This is a genomic window from Variovorax sp. efr-133-TYG-130, assembly GCF_030208835.1.
GTDB lineage: Bacteria > Pseudomonadota > Gammaproteobacteria > Burkholderiales > Burkholderiaceae_C > Variovorax.
On record NZ_JARVTD010000003.1, the window covers coordinates 123,655 to 140,783 of the forward strand.

Here is a 17,129-nt window from a genome sequence, read left to right on the forward strand (position 1 = left end):
GTGCCGGCGTTGTCTTGCGTCAGGTCCCGATGGAATCAGGGACGGGCGACTTTCCATGCGCCGTTGAGGGCGCCGTCGCCGGTCTTGTCGCCGGGCTTGGCGTCCTTCGCCCAGTAGTACAGCGGCCAGCCCTTGTAGGCCCATTGGCGCTTGCCGTCTTCGCGAATGATGATGGTGTAGCCGCCCATGGGCTTTGCGGTTTCGGCCACGCCGAGCGCGGGCCAGTTGGTGGCGCATTGGGCGTTGCAGGCGGAGGTGCCGGCGCCGGCCGTGTCCTTGGCGAAGGTGTACAGCGTCATGCCGTTCGGGCCGACCAGGATGCCGTCGGCGGTGCGGGTGGGCGTGTCGGGGGCGGCCGGGGACATGCTGCCGCAGCCGGCAAGCAGTGCCGCTGCGAGGATCGAGGCGCTGAGCAATTTCATGCAGTTTCTCCTTCAGTTGATGAATCGCGAAAACAAGGCCGGGTGACTGGCCGGGGTGGTTGCGCGAGCCGGCAGTTTATGCGCTGATCAAGACAGATCGCGGTAGGCCAGCGTCGCGAGTTTGAGCAAAAGGTCATGCGGCAGCTTGCCGGCAATGGCGTAGCCGAAGCCCTGGTCGACCCAGTAGAAGCTGGGTACGGGGCCTTCGGAGGCGAAGCGGAAGGCTGTCTCGCGGGCAGCGATGGCACCGGCGGCATTCGCGTCGAGGGTGCCGATGTAGAGCGTCACGCGCTCGCCGGCAGCGTCTTCGAACATGAACTGGGCGCGCGCGCCGGTCTCCCCGGGCAGCAGGCGGCCGCCGACCAGGGTGTAGCCCTGGGCCGAGAAGTCGGGCACCTTCAGCGGCCGGTCGAGGCGTTTCGACAGCCATTGCACCAGGTGCTGCTGCTCGGCGGCGGTCACTTCGACCGGGTGTCTTTTCTCTGGCGTGTAGACGGCATGCGCGATCGATGCGTCATGCACGAACTCTTTCAGCGCCGGTGCGCGAGCCAGTTGCTGCTGCAGTTGCGCACCGCCGCGCTGCGCGGACCATTGCGCATTGCCCAGCCAGCCGGCGGCAAAGGCGAGCAGCACGCCGGCCGCGATGCCGCCCAGGCGCATCCATGCGCCGCGTTGGGCGTGGCGGGGCTGGTTGCGGTTGAGCGCGCTCATCAGCGCTTCCGGGACGGGCGTGTCGAGCAGCTCGCCGTGCAGCCGGCGCAGGGCGTCGCGCTGCGTGTGCCAGGACGCGATCCTGGCGGCCACTGCGGGGTCGCGGGCGATGGCGTCTTCGACCGCGCCATGACGGTCCGGGGCCAGCTGGCCGTCGACCCAGGCGTGCAGCTCGTCGTCGGTGGGGGGCGGTACGGGGCGGTTCATGATGCGGCGGGTTTCATTTGAGGCGGCGCAGGCCGGGGCGGACCGGCGCCGAGGTGCCGTCCATCAACTCCTGGAGCCGCACGCGGGCGCGCGACAGGCGGGACATCACGGTGCCGGCGGGGATGCCCAGCACCTTGGCCACTTCGGCATACGACAGGTCTTCCAGCGTCACGAGCAGCAGCACCGCACGCTGTTCCTCGGGCAGCTGCATCAGGCAGCGCTGCAGGTCGAGGCTGGTGTCATTGCCGCGTCCGTGGTCGACGCCGCCGTGCAGTTCGTGCGGCAGGTCGTCGAGGGGCACCACGGCGTGCGGCGGCGGCGCGCGCCGCACCTGGCTCGCGAAGATGTTGTGCATGACGGTGAAGAGCCACGCGCGCAGGTCGCTGCCTACCACCCACAGCCGCCACTTGCCGCAGGCACGCTCCAGTGTGTCCTGCACCAGGTCGTCGGCCGCCCACGCATTGCCGGTCAGCGCCCGGGCGTAGCGGCGCAGGCTCGGGATGTGCTCGACCAGCAGGCGGGCGTCCATGGGGATCAGTGCGTCAGGGCTTGGCGGTCTTCCAGCTGCCGTTGACGCCGTCGCCGGTCTTGTCGCCCGGCTTGGTGTCCTTGGCCCAGTAGTACAGCGGCCAGCCCTTGGCGGCCCATTGCTTCTTGCCGTCGTCGCGCGTCACGATGGTGAAGTCGCCCGCGGGCTTGTCGCTGTCGGCGGCCATGAACGGCGGCCAGTTGGTGGCGCAGGCGCCGTTGCACACCGACTTGCCGGCGCCGGCCGTGTCCTTGTCGAAGGTGTACAGCGTCATGCCGTTGGGGCCGACCAGCGCGCCGTCGGCGGGCTTGGGCTGGGCGAGGGCCGGCAGGGCGAGCACGCCGCTCAGCAGGATGGCGGCAAGGCCGGCGGAAGAGGCACGAAAGGGCGACATGAAAGAGCTCCTGGGGTGGTTGGCTTGCCACCGGCGATCCGATGACAACCGCACAAACGCCCGCAGCCCGTCTTTTATTCCATTGCGTGCAAAAAAAGTTTCAGCGGTTGCGGCTCTTCATGGCGCGCTCCACTTCGCGCTTGCCTTCGCGGTCCTTGATGGTGTCGCGCTTGTCGTGCTCGGCCTTGCCCTTGGCCAGCGCGATTTCGCATTTCACCTTGCCGGCCTTCCAGTGCAGGTTGAGCGGCACCAGCGTGTAGCCCTTTTGCTCGACCTTGCCGATCAGGCGGCGGATCTCGTCCTTCTTCAGCAGCAGCTTCTTGGTGCGGACCGAATCGGGGTTGACGTGGGTCGACGCGCTCTTGAGCGGGTTGATCTGGCAGCCGACGACGAACAGCTCGCCGTTGCGGATCACGACGTAGCCGTCGGTGAGCTGCACCTTGCCTTCGCGCAGCGATTTGACTTCCCAGCCTTCGAGGACCATGCCGGCCTCGAAGCGCTCTTCGAAGAAATAGTTGTACGCGGCCTTCTTGTTGTCGGCGATTCGGGAAGAGGTATCTTGTTTCTTTGTGGCCATGACTCGGGAATGTTGGGGCTGCATGGCTTCAATACAATCCATCGCGCACGCTGTGCCGATTCTATGAAAACAGTCAACAAGTCCGTCCTCATCTGGTACAGCGCCGAAGAGATGTATGCGCTCGTCACCGATGTGGCCAAGTATCCGCAATTTCTTCCCTGGTGCGACAAATCGCGAGTCATCGAGCAGGACGAGGCCGGCATGACCGCCGAAGTCGGCCTTGCCTTTGCCGGACTGCACCAGAGTTTCACCACCCGCAACACGCATGTGCCGGGGCGCGAAGTCCAGCTCAAGCTGGTCGACGGGCCTTTCTCCAACCTCGACGGCAAGTGGAAATTCGTGCCCGTGGGCGAAGAGGGCGAGCGCGCCTGCCGTGTCGAGCTGCACCTGAGCTACGGCTTCAGCAACTTCGCCCTGCAGGCGCTGGTGGGGCCGGTGTTCGACACCATCGCATCGAGCCTGGTGGAGGCCTTCGTCAAGCGCGCCGAGCAGGTCTACGGCAGCCCCTGATGATCGAGGTCACGCTGAGCTGTTCACCCGCTGCGCGCGAGGTGTTCGAGCAGGTGCTGCAGCTCGCGCCTGGTGCCACGCTGGCCGAAGCGGTGAAGGCGAGCGGCCTTTCCGCGCGCTTTCCCGAACTGGACTGGCGCCACGCAATGACGCCGGGCATCTGGGGCAGGGTGGTCGAGTGGGAGCAGCCCCTGAAGGAAGGCGACCGCATCGAGCTGTGCCGGCCCCTGGCGGTCGACCCCAAGGTGGCGCGGCGGGAGCGTTTCCAGCGCCAGGGCGCGAAGGGCACAGGCCTTTTTGCGAACCGCCGCAAGGGCGGCAAGGCCGGCTACTGAAGCCGGCAGTGCCGGCGCCTTACTTGCAGTCGGCGTCGATCACCGATTGCACGCGCTTCTGCTCGGCAGCGCGTGCGGTGTCATCCATGATTTCTCGCTCGCCCTGCGCGTTGACCCGCGCAATGCGCATGCCGCTGTCGACCGTGGCCTTGGCCTGACGGGCGCGGGTGCAGTTCTCGGCCTTGGCCTGGGCCACCTTGGCGGCTTCCGCGGCCTGCTTGGTCTTTGCGTCGGCCTCGGCCTTCCTGGTCTTTTCCTCGAGCTCCTTGTCGACGCCGGTCGGCTTGGGGGCGGCCGCGGCCTTTGCGGGAGCGGCTGCAGCGGCGTCGGCCGCGCCTTCGGCCGGCGCGGCGTCTACGTTCGGGTTCGCCGTGGAGCGGGCCCCCGGCGCCGGGCCGACGCGGCGCAGGATGTTCTTCTCTGGCACGTCCGGCGGCGGGGCCTGGTCGCTGAAGACCTTCTTGCCGTTCTTGTCGATCCATTGCCACTGCGCGCTCGCAGACAGCGGCATCGCAACGACACATCCCAATAGCAGCCAGTGCACGAATTTCATCCCCGAAGTTTAGCCTTGCCTTACTTTTTGCAACATCCTCATTGGGTGGTTTTGCAACGTTCGTTAATGGCCTGCGCCAGCAAACCCCTCGGGGCCCTCGTTACAATCCGTCTTTTGGAGCTTCACCCATGCGCCTTCTCGGCAAAGCGCTCACCTTCGACGACGTGTTGTTGGTGCCAGCGTTCTCCCAGGTCCTGCCCAAGGACACCTCCCTCGCCACCAAACTCTCCCGCAACATCACGCTGAACCTGCCGCTCGTCTCGGCGGCCATGGACACCGTGACGGAAGCCCGCCTTGCGATCGCCATCGCGCAGGAGGGCGGCATGGGGATCGTGCACAAGAACCTCACGGCGCAGCAGCAGGCCGCGGAAGTGGCCCGCGTGAAGCGATACGAATCGGGCGTGCTGCGCGACCCGGTCGTGATCACCCCGACGCACTCGGTGCGCCAGGTGATGGCGCTGTCCGAGCAGCTCGGCATCTCGGGCTTCCCGGTGGTCGACGCCGGCAAGGTGGTCGGCATCGTCACGGGACGCGACCTGCGCTTCGAGAACCGCTACGACGTGCCCGTCAGCGAAATCATGACGCGGCGCGAGAAGCTCATCACCGTGCCCGACGGCACCACGCTGGCCGAAGCCAAGGCATTGCTCAACAAGTACAAGCTCGAGCGCCTGCTGGTCATCAACGGCGACTGGGAGCTCAAGGGCCTGATCACCGTCAAGGACATCACCAAGCAGACCAGCTTCCCCAACGCCGCGCGCGACGCCAACGGCCGCCTGCGCGTGGGCGCTGCGGTCGGCGTGGGCGACGGCACCGAGGAGCGCGTCGAGGCGCTGGTGAAGGCCGGCGTCGACGCCATCGTGGTCGACACCGCCCACGGCCACAGCGCCGGCGTGATCGAGCGCGTGCGCTGGGTCAAGAAGAACTACCCGCAGGTCGACGTCATCGGCGGCAACATCGCCACCGGCGACGCCGCGCGCGCGCTGGCCGACGTCGGCGCCGACGCGGTCAAGGTCGGCATCGGCCCCGGCTCCATCTGCACCACCCGCATCGTGGCCGGCGTGGGCGTGCCGCAGATCATGGCGGTCGACAGCGTGGCCACCGCGCTGCAGGGCACTGGCATTCCGCTGATTTCCGACGGCGGCGTGCGTTATTCGGGCGACATCGCCAAGGCTATCGCGGCCGGCGCCAGCACCGTGATGATGGGCAGCATGTTCGCCGGCACCGAAGAGGCACCGGGCGAAATCGTGCTGTACCAGGGCCGCAGCTACAAGAGCTACCGCGGCATGGGCTCCATCGGCGCGATGCAGCAGGGCAGTGCCGACCGGTACTTCCAGGAATCGACCACCGGCAACCCCAACACCGACAAGCTGGTGCCCGAAGGCATCGAAGGCCGCGTGCCCTACAAGGGCTCGATCGTTTCCATCGTCTACCAGATGGCCGGCGGCGTGCGCGCCAGCATGGGCTACTGCGGCTGCGCGACCATCGAGGACATGCAGAACAAGGCCGAGTTCGTCGAGATCACCACGGCCGGCATTCGTGAGAGCCACGTCCACGACGTGCAGATCACCAAGGAAGCGCCGAACTACCGCGCTGAATAAGCCCAATCTGGCCAGACCTTGAAAGTCAGGCCAGATTGGATTTAGAATTTGGGCCAGATTAAAATTTTCTGGCCCAAATGCAATCCATCGGTATCGCCGAAGCCAAGAACAACTTCTCGGCCCTGATCGACTCGGTCGAAAAGGGCGAGGAGGTTCGCATCACCCGCCACGGCAAGGAAGTCGTGCGCATGTTGCCGGTGCGCCGCAAGCCGGTCATCACCGACGAGCAGATCCAGCGCGAGCTCGGCCAGATCGACGCGCTGCACGCCACCATCCAGCCCGGCGCCTCGCCGAGCGCCTTGCGCGCCGAAGGGCGCCAGCCATGACAGCCTTCGTCATGGACGCCTCGGTCACCGCAGCCTGGCTGCTGCCCGACCACGCCACCGAACACACCCGCAAGCTCTACGCCGCCATCCGCCGCGACGAGGTCGAGCCGCAGGCGCCCAACGTGTGGCAATGGGAGTGCGCCAACATCCTGGCCAACGGCGTGCGAAGCGGCCGCATTCCGTCGTCCGCGGTCGAAGGGCTGTGGAGCGTGCTCGACGCCATCCGCCACCGCGTCGAGCTGCACGAGCTGGCGCCGGCGCAGCACAAGGCCGTGCTCGCCGTGGCCATCGACGCGGGCGTGTCCCAGTACGACGCGGGCTATCTCTGGCTCGCAAAATCGCTCAATCTTCCGCTCGCCACCTTCGACGAGCGCCTCATCCAGGCCGCGCCGCAAGCGGGCGTCCGGCTGTTCGACATTTCAACGCTCTGAGTCCTTCGCCATGCAACACGACAAGATCCTCATCCTCGATTTCGGCTCGCAAGTCACCCAGCTGATCGCACGCCGCGTGCGCGAAGCCCACGTGCTGAGCGAAGTGCATCCCTGCGACGTCACCGACGAATGGGTGCGCGAATACGCCGCCGACGGCCACCTCAAGGGCGTGATCCTTTCGGGCAGCCACGCCAGCGTGTACGAGGAAACCACCGACAAGGCGCCGCAAGCCGTGTTCGACCTCGGCGTGCCGGTGCTCGGGATCTGCTACGGCATGCAGACCATGGCGCACCAGCTCGGCGGCAAGGTCGAGGGCGGCCACAAGCGCGAATTCGGCTTCGCAGCCGTGCGCGCCCACGGCCACACCGCGCTGCTGAAGGACATCGCCGACTTCACCACGCCCGAAGGCCACGGCATGCTCAACGTGTGGATGAGCCACGGCGACAAGGTCACCGAACTGCCGCCGGGCTTCAAGCTCATGGCCAGCACCGACAGCTGCCCCATCGCCGGCATGGCCGACGAGGCGCGCCGCTACTATGCGCTGCAGTTCCACCCCGAAGTGACGCACACCGTGCAGGGCAAGGCGATCATCGAGCGCTTCGTGCTCGGCATCTGCGACGCCAAGCCAGACTGGGTCATGCGCGACCACATCGCGGAAGCCGTGCAGAAAATCCGCGAGCAGGTGGGCGACGAAGAAGTCATCCTCGGCCTGTCTGGCGGTGTCGATTCGAGCGTGGCCGCCGCGCTCATCCACCGCGCCATCGGCGACCAGCTGACCTGCGTGTTCGTCGACCACGGCCTGCTGCGCCTGAACGAAGGCGACATGGTCATGGAAATGTTCGAAGGCAAGCTGCACGCGAAGGTGATCCGCGTGGACGCCAGCGAGCTGTTCCTCGGCAAGCTCGCCGGCGTGAGCGACCCCGAAGCCAAGCGCAAGATCATCGGCGGCGAATTCGTCACCGTGTTCAAGCAGGAAGCCGCGAAACTGAAGGCTGGCGACGGGGGCCACAAGGGCGCGACCTTCCTGGCGCAAGGCACCATCTACCCCGACGTCATCGAGTCGGGCGGCGCCAAGAGCAAGAAGGCCGTCACCATCAAGAGCCACCACAACGTGGGCGGCCTGCCCGAGCAACTCGGCCTGAAGCTGCTGGAGCCGCTGCGCGACCTGTTCAAGGACGAAGTGCGCGAGCTGGGCGTGGCGCTCGGCCTGCCGCCGGAGATGGTGTATCGCCATCCGTTCCCCGGCCCCGGCCTGGGCGTGCGCATCCTCGGCGAAGTGAAGAAGGAATACGCCGACCTGCTGCGCCGCGCCGACGCGATCTTCATCGAGGAACTGCGCAACTTCACCGACGCCGAAACCGGCAAGACCTGGTACGACCTCACGAGCCAGGCCTTCACCGTGTTCCTGCCGGTGAAGAGCGTGGGCGTGATGGGCGACGGCCGCACCTACGACTACGTGGTCGCGCTGCGTGCGGTGCAGACCAGCGACTTCATGACGGCGGACTGGGCGGAGCTGCCGTATGCGCTGCTCAAGAAGGTGTCGGGGCGCATCATCAATGAAGTGCGCGGGATCAACCGGGTGACTTACGACGTTTCGAGCAAGCCGCCGGCGACGATCGAGTGGGAGTGAGGGCGCCCCTGCAGTTGTCTGCAATGGTTGCCCGCGGTCTCAAGTCCCTTGTCGCGCCGGCAGTGCCAACCGCGGCTTGCCGAGCACTTGAGTCGCCACACGCGACGCGAATCGCCGCGTCAAGAAACGCACGCCGAAGCACGACAGCTTGTTGAACAGCCCGGGCACCACCGTGCGCTCGCCGCGCAGCATCGCGCGGATCACGGCGTGCGCCACGAACTCCGCGCTTTTCGTCGACGCGTTCGCGATCCACGAGCAGTCGCCCCCGCCGGACGCAGCGTGGAACGCGGTTTCGGTGCCGCCAGGGCAGATGCAGGTCACCGGCGCGACCAGCGAGGTCATGTTGAGTTGGATGAGTTCCGCGTCGCGCGCCCAGTCGACCTCGTCGAACCGGCGGAAATAGCCGAACCCGGCGTTGTCGATCAGGATCTCGATCGGGCCGCCGGCGAGCCCGGCGTCCCACAGCGCGCCCGCGGCATCGGGCTTGCCGAGCCGAGCGCCGCGAGCTCACGCGCGATGGCCGCGCCAATGCCGTTGGATGCGCCGGTTACCAGCGCGCTTGCCGATGTTGAAGGTTGTGTGGGTACTCCTGTCGTTCTCCGTGTCCTGCCGCATGCGCGTCAGCTACAGCATTTGCACCACGACCTTGCCCTTGGCGCGCCCACTGTCGACATAGGCCAAAGCTTTGTGGGTGTCCTGAAATGGGAATACCTTGTCGACGACCGGGCGGATGGCGCCTGACTCGATGAGGGCCGTGATCTCGCGCAACTGCGCCCCATCGGCCCGCATGAAGACGAAGGTGTATTGGCCCCCGTTCTTCTTTGCCTTGTTCCTGATGCTGAAACTCAGCAGGCGCAGCGCCAGTCGGAGCGGCCAGGCCAGTCCTCGCGCGGCGGCGAACGCCGGGGTCGGCGGCCCGGAGATGGAGATGAGGTGCCCGCCCGGCTTGAGAACCTGGAGGGACTTGTTCAGCTCGCTGTTTCCGAGGCTGTTCAGCACCACGTCGTAGTCGCGAAGCACCGCGGCGAAGTCCTGCTGTTTGTAGTCGATGACGACGTCCGCTCCCAAGTCCTTCACCCAGGCGATGTTGGCCGTACTGGTGGTCGTGGCCACGAACGCCCCGAGATGCTTGGCCAGCTGGATGGCGATGGTGCCGACGCCGCCGGAGCCGGCATGGATCAGAACCTTCTGCCCCCTTTTCAGCTTGGCGGTTTCGACCAGCACCTGCCAGGCCGTCAGGGCCGCCAGAGGAACGGATGCGGCCTCGACCATGCTGAGATTCGCGGGCTTCAGTGCCAGCGATGACGCCTTGACGGCAATGAACTCGGCGAAGGTGCCGATGCGATCGTCGTCGGGGCGTGCATAGATCTCATCGCCGGGCTTGAAGTTGCGAACGCGAGCGCCGACCCGCACGACCGTTCCGGCCATGTCGTTGCCCAGGATCAGGGGGAGGCGGTAGGGAAGAATCAACTTGAATTCACCGCTCTTGGTCTTCGAGTCCAAGGGATTGATGCTCGCCGCGTGGATCCGGATCAGGACGTCATCGTCCCGGACCTCTGGGTCGGGCATGTCGGCAATGCGGCCGACTTCTTTCTTTCCGTACCGGTCGATGATGAAAGCTTTCATGGGGGCTTTTTCAGGGTTTTTTATTGTTCAGTCATTGAGGAAGGCCAGCGCCCTGGGCACGAACTCGCCGTGGTACTGGAAGATCCCGCCATGCCCGGCGTCCTTGTAGATGACCAGTTGCGAGCCGGGAATGCGACGCGCGATGTCATGGCTGTTCACGGTGGGCACCATGATGTCGTTGTCGCCATTGGCGATCAGCACAGGGATGCGGATGCCGCCCAGATCCTGCGGCGCCTGCCGGCCCCAGGCCTTGATGGCCTTCAGCTGCCGCAGGAAAGCTCGTGGCGTCGGCTCCTTGTCCCGATCCGCCTTGCGCTCCTTCAGTCGCGCCAGGAAGGCTTTCGCGGCTCGACGGCCATTGGCCGTGGAGGTGAAGAACAGATAGGTCTTTGGATCGCGCAGCGTCAACAGGCCTTTGACGATCAGCGGCCAAGAAACCGCTCCGACCCGTTCGATGCCTTTGCCGCCCGCCGGCCCCGTGCCGGTCAGGATGAGCCGGCGCACCAACCCAGGGGCTTTCAGCGCGATGTCCTGCGCCACGAATCCTCCGAGGGAGAAGCCGAGCAGGTCGACCTTCTCGAAACCCAGTGCGTGGATCAGCGAGATCGCGTCCCGGGCCATCGCATCGATGGTCACGGGTGCTGTTCCGCCTGAAGCGCCGATCCCCCGGTAGTCGATGGCGATGATGCGATGTCTGCGGGCAAGTCCATCGACGATACGCGGGTCGAAATTGTCGAGGACCGCGCCCCAGTGATTGAGCAGAACCAGCGGCACGCCGCTGCGCGGCCCCAAGTCACGGTACGCGAATGCAGTCCCGTCGACGTCGATCGATTGGTTGGGGGTGTCGATGTAGGGCATGTGCGATCCTGGGTGCTTGTCGGTAGGGGGCATCGTCATCGCGTTGGCGGTCAGGCGTTCACATCGACGATGGTGCGCCCCTGAACCTTCCCTGCGAGGACTTGGCTGGCGACCTCAGGCACCTCCGCCAGGCCAATCACCTTGGTGGTCCGTGCAAGCTTGTCCAGGTCCAGGTCGCTGGCCAGACGCGACCACGCCTGCAGCCGCACAGGCTGCGGCGCATTGACCGAGTCGATACCGGCGAGGGTGACGTTGCGCAGGATGAACGGCAGCACGGATGCCGGCAGGTCCGCGCCCTGTGCGAGGCCGAAGGCCGCGACCACGCCGCGATACCGGGTCTGTGCCAGGACGTTCGCCAGCGTATGGCTGCCGACCGAATCGATGGCTCCGGCCCATCGCTCCTTGGCGATCGGTGCGCCCGCTTCGGACAGGGTGTGACGGTCGATGACGTCCGCCGCGCCCAGCGCACGCAGATAGGCGGCTTCGTCGAGGCGGCCGGTCGAGGCGATCACGCGGTAGCCCAGGCCCGACAGCAGTGCGATGGCCACGGAGCCGGCGCCGCCATTGGCGCCGGTCACCAGGATGTCGCCAAGCTCGGGTGTCAGGCCGCCATGCTCCAGTGCGAGTACGGACAACATGGCGGTGAACCCGGCGGTGCCAATGGCCATGGCATCACGGGTCGAAAAGACTTCCGGGACCTTGACCAGCCAATCACCGCTCACCCGCGCCTTTTGCGCGAAGCCACCATGGTGCGTCTGGCTCAGTCCCCAGCCCGTCGCCAGCACGCGGTCGCCAGCGACGAGGCCGGGATAGGCCGACGACTCGACGACACCGGCAAAGTCGATGCCAGGAATCAGCGGAAACTGGCGAATGACCGGTGACCGGCCACTGAGCGCCATCGCGTCCTTGTAGTTCACCGTCGAGTATTCGACCGCAACGGTGACGTCGCCCGGCATCAGCTCCTCGTCCTTGAAGTCGACCAGGCCGGTTGAAATGGTGTCGCCGGTCTTGCTGGCGAGCAGTGCCTTGAATGTCATGTGCCGTCCGTTGCGTTCTGGAGTCTTTTGCCGCTTCAGGCGGCGGTTCGATAGCGCTCAGCCACGTGTGCCTGCCGGATGTCCCCGATCAGGGCCTGGCGTGCCGTGTTCAGCACCTCCCAGCGCGCGGCATCGTGCAGCGGCGGGATGGTCACGAGTTCGCGGCGGTCGAATCCCACCAGCGCGGCATCTACCAGTTCTTCCACTCCCATCAGATCGGGCATCGAACTGCTGTCGATGCCCGCGCGTTCCCAGATCTCAGTACGGGTTCCGGCAGGCAACACCGCCTGCACGTAGACACCCCTGGGCGTGAGCTCCAGGCTCAGCCCCTGGGACAGGAACAGCACGAAGGCCTTGGTCGCACCGTAGACGGACATGCCGAACTCGGGCGCCAGGCCGACCACCGAGCCGATGTTGACGATCGCGCCTTTGCCAGCCTGCGCCAGGCGCGGGGCGATGGCGCTCGCCAGCCTGACGAGTGCGGTGGTGTTGAGGCTGACCAGGCGGGCCACATCGTCTGTCGACTGGTCGATGAACTGACCGGACAGCGCGGCCCCGGCGTTGTTGATCAGGGTGTCGATCCTGGCGTCCTCGCGCAGGCGCGCCTCGACTGCGGCCAGATCGCCAGGTCGGGTCAGGTCGGCCGCAAGGATCTCGACGGCAGTGCCGGTTTCGTCGCGCAGGCGTGCAGCGAGCGTTTCCAGCCGCGCCTGGTCGCGCGCCACCAGCACAAGGTCGTAGCCGCGGCGTGCGAAGCGGTCGGCATAAATGGCGCCAATGCCGGTCGAGGCGCCCGTGATGAGAACAGTGGTACGAGTGGTCATGTGTTTTTCCTCTTGATAGAAGGGTGAGCCCATGCCGCGGTGTGCGGCATGGGGCAATCGCTACTGGGCGCTGGAACCGGCGAGCGCCGGGTAGTCGATGTAGCCCGCCGCGCCACCCCCATAGAGCGTGGCCGGGTTCAGGGCGGCGAGGGGGGCGCCGGCCTTCAGTCTTTCGACCAGGTCGGGGTTGCTGATGAAGGGGCGTCCAAAGGCGAACAGGTCGGCCTCGCCGCCGATCAGTCGGGCGTTGGCCAGTTCGAGGTCATACCCGTTGTTGGCCAGGTAAGTGTTTTTGAAGCGGCTGCGCAACGCATCGAAGTCGAACGGTGCGACATCGCGCGGACCGCCGGTGGCGCCTTCCACCACGTGCAGATAAACGATGCCCAGTGCGCTGAGCTGTTCGGTGATGTATTCGTACTGCGGTTGCGGATCGCTGCAGGAAATGCCGTTGGCCGGCGAGACGGGAGACAGACGCACGGCAGTGCGGTCCGCACCGATTTCCTTGGCCACTGCGGCGGTGACTTCCAGCAAGAGGCGGGCACGGTTCTCGATGGAGCCGCCGTACGCGTCCGTGCGTGCGTTGGCGCCGTCCTTGATGAACTGTTCGAGCAGATAGCCGTTGGCACCGTGGATCTCGACGCCATCGAAGCCCGCGGCGATCGCGTTGGCCGCAGCCTTGCGGAAATCTTCGACGATGCCCGGAAGCTCATCCAAGGTCAGAGCACGTGGCTCGGAGACGTCGTGAAAACCATTGTTGACAAAGGTCTTGGTCGCGGCGCGGATGGCCGAAGGTGCAACCGGTAGAGCGCCACCGGGCTGCAGATCGACGTGCGAGATGCGTCCGACGTGCCACAACTGGACGAAGATCCGCCCGCCCTTGGCATGAACGGCATCGGTCACCTTGCGCCAGCCGTCGATCTGCGGCTGTGTGTAGAGGCCCGGGGTGTCCTGGTAGCCCTGAGCCTGTGCCGAGATCTGCGTGGCTTCCGTAATCAACAGGCCGGCCGAGGCGCGCTGGCTGTAGTAGGTGGCGGCATGCTCGCTGGGTACCAGGCCCGCACCGGCACGATTGCGCGTCAGCGGCGCCATCACGATGCGGTTGGAAAGTTTGAGTGAGCCAAGGGTGTAGGACTCGAAAAGCGTGTTGTCAGTCATGTTGGGTTGCTGTGTCGTCGTTGATCAGGTGGGTGCCGCTCATATTCGGAAGCCTTCCAAGGCAATTCGGCTTAATGATGTCGATCATCATCTTTGTTGTCAAGGGTTTTGATGATAGTCAACATCAATGTATATTCAAAACTTCACCAATGGCACATCTAGAGGGATCCTGGACATGAAGGTCACCAAAGCGCAGGCGCAGGCGAACCGGGCGCACATCGTCGAAACGGCCTCCACCCTGTTTCGCGAGCGTGGCTACGACGGGGTAGGGATCGCGGACTTGATGGCGGTCGCAGGCTTCACCCACGGCGGGTTCTACAAGCACTTCGGCTCCAAGGCAGACCTGCTGGCGGAGGCGGCGACCTGTGGTTTTGCGCAGTCGGCTGCCAAAGCCGAAGGGGCCGATGCGACAGCGGTCGTCAAGCAATACCTGTCCCGAGAGCATCGTGACGCTCGTGGTGAAGGTTGCACGATGGCCGCGCTATGCGGAGACGCTGCGCGTCAGCCGGCGTCGATCAAGACGACTTTCGAGGCCGGCGTTGAAGGCCTGCTGGCGACCCTGGCCAACCCGCTCGGTGCGCCGGAGGACGGCAAACGGGCAGGAGCCCAGCGCGCCAGGCGCATCGAAGTGTTCGCGCAGGCGATTGGCGCGTTGATGCTGTCGCGGGCGTGTCCTGACGACTCGCCTCTCGCCGATGAAATTCTGGATGTCTGTCGTGTGGCAGCCCTGTCGAGGCTATCGGCTCCCCTTGATGCGTAGTTGACGCACTCCATGTGCGGACGCGACCACGACGTGCCTGATTTTTGACCTTTCTGCACCCGTTTCGGGAGGACGCCATTGTCGGTTGCGCATTCGCGCACCGACGGATTCATGCGACGTGACGCGTTCGCTGCCGCACAGACGGCCAGTTCGGTTAACCGTATCTTCCGGTCAAGAGTCGTTTGGCTTGGAGGCTGTCAGGACAAGGTAACTCGCTCGGCGAAGATGCTTGCCGGTTCTGCCGCGTTCCCGGTTCCCCCAAGTGCACAGCGCCACGACCGCGTCGGCCAGACTGCGACCGAGTGGGGTCAGCGCGTAGTCGACACGCGGCGGCACTCCCTTGTAGGCCTACGACGCGATGACTCCGCTGCGGCGCATGGCCGATCGGTCCGAGCAGCGCTGCTGGTCCGGGCCAAGTTCTACTGATCGGGCCGGCGTACCGCTCGCCATTCGCCGCACGCCGCGCACTCTTCAACCACCCTAACGGAGCTCCCTATGTACGACCAATCCAAGCTATCTGAGTTGATCCGGTTTGCACGCGTAGATGCGGGTTCCACCGTCATTGACGTTTATCCAGGCGACGGCGGCTGGACCCGCCTCTTTCCCGACATCGTGGGACCCGAAGGGCGGGTCTACAGCTTCGTGCCGGCCGAGGTCGCCCACTTCAGCAACGATCCGGTCGGCCGCATGCGAGCGCTTGCGAAGGAGCCGGGCCGGGAGAACGTCGAAGTCGTCTCCGCGGAGCTCGTGGCGCTGCCGGAGGCCACGCAAGCAGCGGATGTCGTGTGGCTGCACCTGTTCTATCACGACCTCCACACGTCCCTGGCCCAGGCCCGGGGGGCGACGGCGGCCCTTTTCAATCAAGCTGTATTCGAACGACTGAAGCCCGGCGGGTTCTACGTCGTTGTAGACCACGCCGCCGCCGGCGGTACAGGCACGAACGACGCTCAGTCGCTGCATCGCATCGAGCCCGTATCCGTTCGCAACGAGGTGGAGGCGGCCGGCTTCGTCCTGGACGAGGAAAGCACCTTGCTCGAGGAAAAGAAAGACACGCACTCGATCAAGGTGTTCGATCCCTCGATCAAGAGCGAGACCGATCGCTTCGCCTACAGGTTCGTGAAGCCCTGACAGGTTCCGCGCCGACTACCGCGACTGGCGTGAGCGCGCCAGTCGCGGTCGCTACGCCAGCGCCTAGAAGCTCGCCTTCAACCCCACCGACAGCATGCCCCCCTTTGCCTGCTTCGACAGCTTGCCGAAGTAGTCGTAGTCGGCGGTGATCGCGAGGTTCTGCGTCATGCGGTATTCGGCGCCGAAGCCCGCCATGAGGCCGGTCGAGCTGCCCGAGAAGCGCTGGCCGCCGGGTTGCCACCAGTTGCCGGTATTGTTGTTGTCGCCGCCGGAGATGCGGCCGCGCGAAACACCGAGGCGGCCGTTGAGCGCGAAGGCATCGCCCAGCGGCAGGCGTGCCGTGGCGGCCGCGTAGAAGGCCTGGCCGGTGCCGCTCTGCAGGCTGGAGTAGCCCAGGCCCGCCGCCGTCCACTGGCTCACGCGGCCGAGGCGCGCGTAGCCGACTTCCACGCCGAAGTTTTCCGTCAGGCGATAGCCGCCGTACAGCTTGTAGGCCGTGCCGGCCTTGCTGGCTTTCTGGCCGCCCCACGGGGTGGGCACGGTGTTGGAAGAAGAGAGGCTGTAGCTCGAACGGCCGACGGAGCCGCCCACGTAGAGACCGGTGTCCTGTGCCGGGCCGGCGGCGCAGGCGCCCATGGATGCGGTGCCGAGCAGAAGTGCGGCGAGGGCGGTGCAGGCTTGCGTTTTCGTCAAGATGAAATTCCTGGTTGGAGTCGTTGGGATCATTGAGACCGTTGGTGGCTTGAAGCCATGCCATCAGCGCTCGGCGATTCTGGAATTCCAGCCTGAAGACGAGCTTGGCGCCTGCTGAAGAGCACCTGAAGGAGCTTGGTCGATGGGCGATGATCGAGGCATGTCTCAACAGCTTCTTCTTCCCGGCATCGATCCTCCGCCGCGGCCCTTGCCGCGCCCCCGCAGCAAGGCGCAACGCGCCGAGCCGATGCCGCATTCGCTCTTCTTCGCATTGCTTCCCGACGCGCAGGACACCACGACGATTGCAGCGCTCGGCGAGCGCATGAATTTCCAGCACGCGCTGAAGGGCACGGTGGTCGAGGCGCACCGCCTGCATGTCACGCTGTTCGACTTGGGCGACTACGCAGCGGTGCCGCGCGACAAGGTCGAGCAGGCCTTGGCCGCCGCAGCGACGCTGCCTGCGCCCGCATTCGATGTCGTCTTCGACGAAGCCATGAGCTATGCGAAGAGCCAGGCACTCGTGCTGTATGGCGACGACGCGGGCGTCGAGGCGCTCATGGCCTTCAGGCAGCGGCTGGGCGAAGCACTGGCCGACGCGGGCTTCAAGCCCAAGCGCGCCTTCACGCCGCACATGACGCTGGTGTACGCGAGGCGCAAGCTCGAGAAGCACGCGATCGAGCAACCGGTGCGCTGGCGCGCCGGCAAGCTCGCGCTGATCGACAGCCATGTGGGGCAGGGCGTGCACGAGGTGCTCGGCCGGTGGCCCGCCGCGGAGCTCGAATCGGAAGCGACGGAGGCCTGAGATGGAAGCGCCGCTGCTGGTCT

General features: G+C 65.8%; 22 protein-coding genes and 1 pseudogene. 9 read left to right on the forward strand and 14 right to left on the reverse strand.

Going from position 1 to position 17,129, the window contains the following annotated elements; genetic code table 11:
* Positions 1 to 35 precede the first annotated feature (35 nt).
* From QRN67_RS02665 to smpB, 5 genes are all read right to left on the reverse strand, one after another.
* A complete protein-coding gene (locus QRN67_RS02665; protein ID WP_081270556.1) occupies positions 36 to 422 on the reverse strand; it encodes a COG4315 family predicted lipoprotein in 387 nt (128 codons plus the stop codon).
* Positions 423 to 509: 87 nt separating this feature from the next.
* Positions 510 to 1,340, reverse strand: coding sequence for an anti-sigma factor family protein (locus QRN67_RS02670; protein WP_285410289.1), 831 nt, complete (start codon positions 1,338 to 1,340; stop codon positions 510 to 512).
* A 13-nt stretch (positions 1,341 to 1,353) separates the two neighbouring features.
* A complete protein-coding gene (locus QRN67_RS02675; protein WP_285410290.1) occupies positions 1,354 to 1,869 on the reverse strand; it encodes an RNA polymerase sigma factor in 516 nt (171 codons plus the stop codon).
* A 13-nt stretch (positions 1,870 to 1,882) separates the two neighbouring features.
* Entirely contained in the window at positions 1,883 to 2,263 is a 381-nt protein-coding gene (locus QRN67_RS02680; protein ID WP_081270559.1) for a COG4315 family predicted lipoprotein, read from the reverse strand.
* A 100-nt stretch (positions 2,264 to 2,363) separates the two neighbouring features.
* Positions 2,364 to 2,840 (reverse strand): SsrA-binding protein SmpB, encoded by a 477-nt coding sequence (smpB, locus tag QRN67_RS02685; RefSeq protein WP_081270560.1) that lies wholly within the window; start codon positions 2,838 to 2,840, stop codon positions 2,364 to 2,366.
* 63 nt (positions 2,841 to 2,903) lie between these two features.
* Between smpB and QRN67_RS02690 the strand changes: the two genes are divergently transcribed.
* Positions 2,904 to 3,350 (forward strand): type II toxin-antitoxin system RatA family toxin, encoded by a 447-nt coding sequence (locus tag QRN67_RS02690; RefSeq protein ID WP_081270561.1) that lies wholly within the window; start codon positions 2,904 to 2,906, stop codon positions 3,348 to 3,350.
* Positions 3,350 to 3,685, forward strand: coding sequence for an RnfH family protein (locus tag QRN67_RS02695; protein WP_285410292.1), 336 nt, complete (start codon positions 3,350 to 3,352; stop codon positions 3,683 to 3,685). Before QRN67_RS02690 ends, QRN67_RS02695 begins: the two co-directional genes overlap by 1 nt.
* Positions 3,686 to 3,704: 19 nt before the next feature.
* On the opposite strand, the gene QRN67_RS02700 is transcribed toward QRN67_RS02695, so the two are convergent.
* The gene (locus QRN67_RS02700) at positions 3,705 to 4,238 is read right to left on the reverse strand and encodes a DUF4124 domain-containing protein (protein ID WP_106934602.1); all 534 of its coding nucleotides are present in this window, start codon (positions 4,236 to 4,238) and stop codon (positions 3,705 to 3,707) included.
* Positions 4,239 to 4,366: 128 nt separating this feature from the next.
* Between QRN67_RS02700 and guaB the strand changes: the two genes are divergently transcribed.
* The 4 genes from guaB to guaA all read left to right on the forward strand — a co-directional run bounded on the left by guaB (position 4,367) and on the right by guaA (position 8,223).
* Positions 4,367 to 5,836, forward strand: coding sequence for an IMP dehydrogenase (gene guaB / locus QRN67_RS02705; protein ID WP_081270564.1), 1,470 nt, complete (start codon positions 4,367 to 4,369; stop codon positions 5,834 to 5,836).
* A gap of 77 nt (positions 5,837 to 5,913) precedes the next feature.
* Positions 5,914 to 6,162 carry a type II toxin-antitoxin system Phd/YefM family antitoxin gene (locus QRN67_RS02710; RefSeq protein ID WP_081270565.1) on the forward strand — a complete coding sequence of 83 codons (249 nt, stop codon included), beginning with the start codon at positions 5,914 to 5,916 and terminating at the stop codon, positions 6,160 to 6,162.
* A complete protein-coding gene (locus QRN67_RS02715) occupies positions 6,159 to 6,593 on the forward strand; it encodes a type II toxin-antitoxin system VapC family toxin (RefSeq protein ID WP_172839940.1) in 435 nt (144 codons plus the stop codon). Before QRN67_RS02710 ends, QRN67_RS02715 begins: the two co-directional genes overlap by 4 nt.
* Positions 6,594 to 6,603: 10 nt before the next feature.
* Positions 6,604 to 8,223, forward strand: coding sequence for a glutamine-hydrolyzing GMP synthase (guaA, locus tag QRN67_RS02720; RefSeq protein WP_081270567.1), 1,620 nt, complete (start codon positions 6,604 to 6,606; stop codon positions 8,221 to 8,223).
* Between the two features lie 39 nt (positions 8,224 to 8,262).
* On the opposite strand, the gene QRN67_RS02725 is transcribed toward guaA, so the two are convergent.
* The 6 genes from QRN67_RS02725 to QRN67_RS02750 form a co-directional block, all read right to left on the reverse strand.
* On the reverse strand, positions 8,263 to 8,565 hold the full coding sequence (locus QRN67_RS02725) for an SDR family oxidoreductase (protein ID WP_285410297.1): 303 nt from the start codon (positions 8,563 to 8,565) through the stop codon (positions 8,263 to 8,265).
* Between the two features lie 282 nt (positions 8,566 to 8,847).
* Entirely contained in the window at positions 8,848 to 9,849 is a 1,002-nt protein-coding gene (locus tag QRN67_RS02730) for an NADP-dependent oxidoreductase (protein WP_285410299.1), read from the reverse strand.
* Between the two features lie 27 nt (positions 9,850 to 9,876).
* Positions 9,877 to 10,707 (reverse strand): alpha/beta fold hydrolase, encoded by an 831-nt coding sequence (locus QRN67_RS02735; protein WP_234382602.1) that lies wholly within the window; start codon positions 10,705 to 10,707, stop codon positions 9,877 to 9,879.
* A 50-nt stretch (positions 10,708 to 10,757) separates the two neighbouring features.
* On the reverse strand, positions 10,758 to 11,744 hold the full coding sequence (acuI, locus tag QRN67_RS02740) for an acrylyl-CoA reductase (NADPH) (protein ID WP_285410301.1): 987 nt from the start codon (positions 11,742 to 11,744) through the stop codon (positions 10,758 to 10,760).
* Between the two features lie 35 nt (positions 11,745 to 11,779).
* Positions 11,780 to 12,568 carry an SDR family NAD(P)-dependent oxidoreductase gene (locus QRN67_RS02745; RefSeq protein WP_285410303.1) on the reverse strand — a complete coding sequence of 263 codons (789 nt, stop codon included), beginning with the start codon at positions 12,566 to 12,568 and terminating at the stop codon, positions 11,780 to 11,782.
* Between the two features lie 60 nt (positions 12,569 to 12,628).
* Positions 12,629 to 13,723, reverse strand: a complete 1,095-nt coding sequence (locus tag QRN67_RS02750) for an alkene reductase (RefSeq protein ID WP_285410304.1) — start codon at positions 13,721 to 13,723, stop codon at positions 12,629 to 12,631.
* 175 nt (positions 13,724 to 13,898) lie between these two features.
* Here QRN67_RS02750 and QRN67_RS02755 point away from each other — a divergent pair, with 175 nt between their 5' ends.
* The gene (locus QRN67_RS02755) at positions 13,899 to 14,483 is read left to right on the forward strand and encodes a TetR/AcrR family transcriptional regulator (RefSeq protein WP_081270616.1); all 585 of its coding nucleotides are present in this window, start codon (positions 13,899 to 13,901) and stop codon (positions 14,481 to 14,483) included.
* 197 nt (positions 14,484 to 14,680) lie between these two features.
* Here the strand turns inward: QRN67_RS02755 and QRN67_RS33195 are convergent.
* Positions 14,681 to 14,828: pseudogene (locus QRN67_RS33195) on the reverse strand (winged helix-turn-helix transcriptional regulator); the annotation flags it as partial.
* 150 nt (positions 14,829 to 14,978) lie between these two features.
* Between QRN67_RS33195 and QRN67_RS02760 the strand changes: the two are divergent.
* Positions 14,979 to 15,611, forward strand: a complete 633-nt coding sequence (locus QRN67_RS02760) for a class I SAM-dependent methyltransferase (protein ID WP_285410306.1) — start codon at positions 14,979 to 14,981, stop codon at positions 15,609 to 15,611.
* Between the two features lie 63 nt (positions 15,612 to 15,674).
* Here QRN67_RS02760 and QRN67_RS02765 read toward each other — a convergent pair whose 3' ends face one another.
* Positions 15,675 to 16,304, reverse strand: coding sequence for an outer membrane beta-barrel protein (locus tag QRN67_RS02765; RefSeq protein WP_285410308.1), 630 nt, complete (start codon positions 16,302 to 16,304; stop codon positions 15,675 to 15,677).
* Between the two features lie 160 nt (positions 16,305 to 16,464).
* Here QRN67_RS02765 and QRN67_RS02770 point away from each other — a divergent pair, with 160 nt between their 5' ends.
* Positions 16,465 to 17,106 carry a 2'-5' RNA ligase family protein gene (locus QRN67_RS02770; RefSeq protein ID WP_285410310.1) on the forward strand — a complete coding sequence of 214 codons (642 nt, stop codon included), beginning with the start codon at positions 16,465 to 16,467 and terminating at the stop codon, positions 17,104 to 17,106.
* The last annotated feature ends 23 nt before the right edge of the window (positions 17,107 to 17,129 follow it).

Excerpts from the sequence above, each read along its gene's own strand:
- QRN67_RS02675 (WP_285410290.1), bottom strand. The coding sequence starts at position 1,869 with ATGGACGCCCGCCTGCTGGTCGAGCACATCCCGAGCCTGCGCCGCTAC.
- QRN67_RS02770 (WP_285410310.1), top strand. The coding sequence starts at position 16,465 with ATGTCTCAACAGCTTCTTCTTCCCGGCATCGATCCTCCGCCGCGGCCC.
- QRN67_RS02750 (WP_285410304.1), bottom strand. The coding sequence starts at position 13,723 with ATGACTGACAACACGCTTTTCGAGTCCTACACCCTTGGCTCACTCAAA.
- QRN67_RS02725 (WP_285410297.1), bottom strand. The coding sequence starts at position 8,565 with ATGACCTCGCTGGTCGCGCCGGTGACCTGCATCTGCCCTGGCGGCACC.
- QRN67_RS02735 (WP_234382602.1), bottom strand. The coding sequence starts at position 10,707 with ATGCCCTACATCGACACCCCCAACCAATCGATCGACGTCGACGGGACT.
- guaA (WP_081270567.1), top strand. The coding sequence starts at position 6,604 with ATGCAACACGACAAGATCCTCATCCTCGATTTCGGCTCGCAAGTCACC.
- guaB (WP_081270564.1), top strand. The coding sequence starts at position 4,367 with ATGCGCCTTCTCGGCAAAGCGCTCACCTTCGACGACGTGTTGTTGGTG.
- QRN67_RS02695 (WP_285410292.1), top strand. The coding sequence starts at position 3,350 with ATGATCGAGGTCACGCTGAGCTGTTCACCCGCTGCGCGCGAGGTGTTC.
- QRN67_RS02715 (WP_172839940.1), top strand. The coding sequence starts at position 6,159 with ATGACAGCCTTCGTCATGGACGCCTCGGTCACCGCAGCCTGGCTGCTG.
- QRN67_RS02690 (WP_081270561.1), top strand. The coding sequence starts at position 2,904 with ATGAAAACAGTCAACAAGTCCGTCCTCATCTGGTACAGCGCCGAAGAG.
- QRN67_RS02710 (WP_081270565.1), top strand. The coding sequence starts at position 5,914 with ATGCAATCCATCGGTATCGCCGAAGCCAAGAACAACTTCTCGGCCCTG.
- smpB (WP_081270560.1), bottom strand. The coding sequence starts at position 2,840 with ATGGCCACAAAGAAACAAGATACCTCTTCCCGAATCGCCGACAACAAG.
- QRN67_RS02755 (WP_081270616.1), top strand. The coding sequence starts at position 13,899 with ATGAAGGTCACCAAAGCGCAGGCGCAGGCGAACCGGGCGCACATCGTC.
- QRN67_RS02760 (WP_285410306.1), top strand. The coding sequence starts at position 14,979 with ATGTACGACCAATCCAAGCTATCTGAGTTGATCCGGTTTGCACGCGTA.
- QRN67_RS02680 (WP_081270559.1), bottom strand. The coding sequence starts at position 2,263 with ATGTCGCCCTTTCGTGCCTCTTCCGCCGGCCTTGCCGCCATCCTGCTG.
- QRN67_RS02730 (WP_285410299.1), bottom strand. The coding sequence starts at position 9,849 with ATGAAAGCTTTCATCATCGACCGGTACGGAAAGAAAGAAGTCGGCCGC.
- QRN67_RS02745 (WP_285410303.1), bottom strand. The coding sequence starts at position 12,568 with ATGACCACTCGTACCACTGTTCTCATCACGGGCGCCTCGACCGGCATT.
- QRN67_RS02670 (WP_285410289.1), bottom strand. The coding sequence starts at position 1,340 with ATGAACCGCCCCGTACCGCCCCCCACCGACGACGAGCTGCACGCCTGG.
- QRN67_RS02665 (WP_081270556.1), bottom strand. The coding sequence starts at position 422 with ATGAAATTGCTCAGCGCCTCGATCCTCGCAGCGGCACTGCTTGCCGGC.
- acuI (WP_285410301.1), bottom strand. The coding sequence starts at position 11,744 with ATGACATTCAAGGCACTGCTCGCCAGCAAGACCGGCGACACCATTTCA.
- QRN67_RS02700 (WP_106934602.1), bottom strand. The coding sequence starts at position 4,238 with ATGAAATTCGTGCACTGGCTGCTATTGGGATGTGTCGTTGCGATGCCG.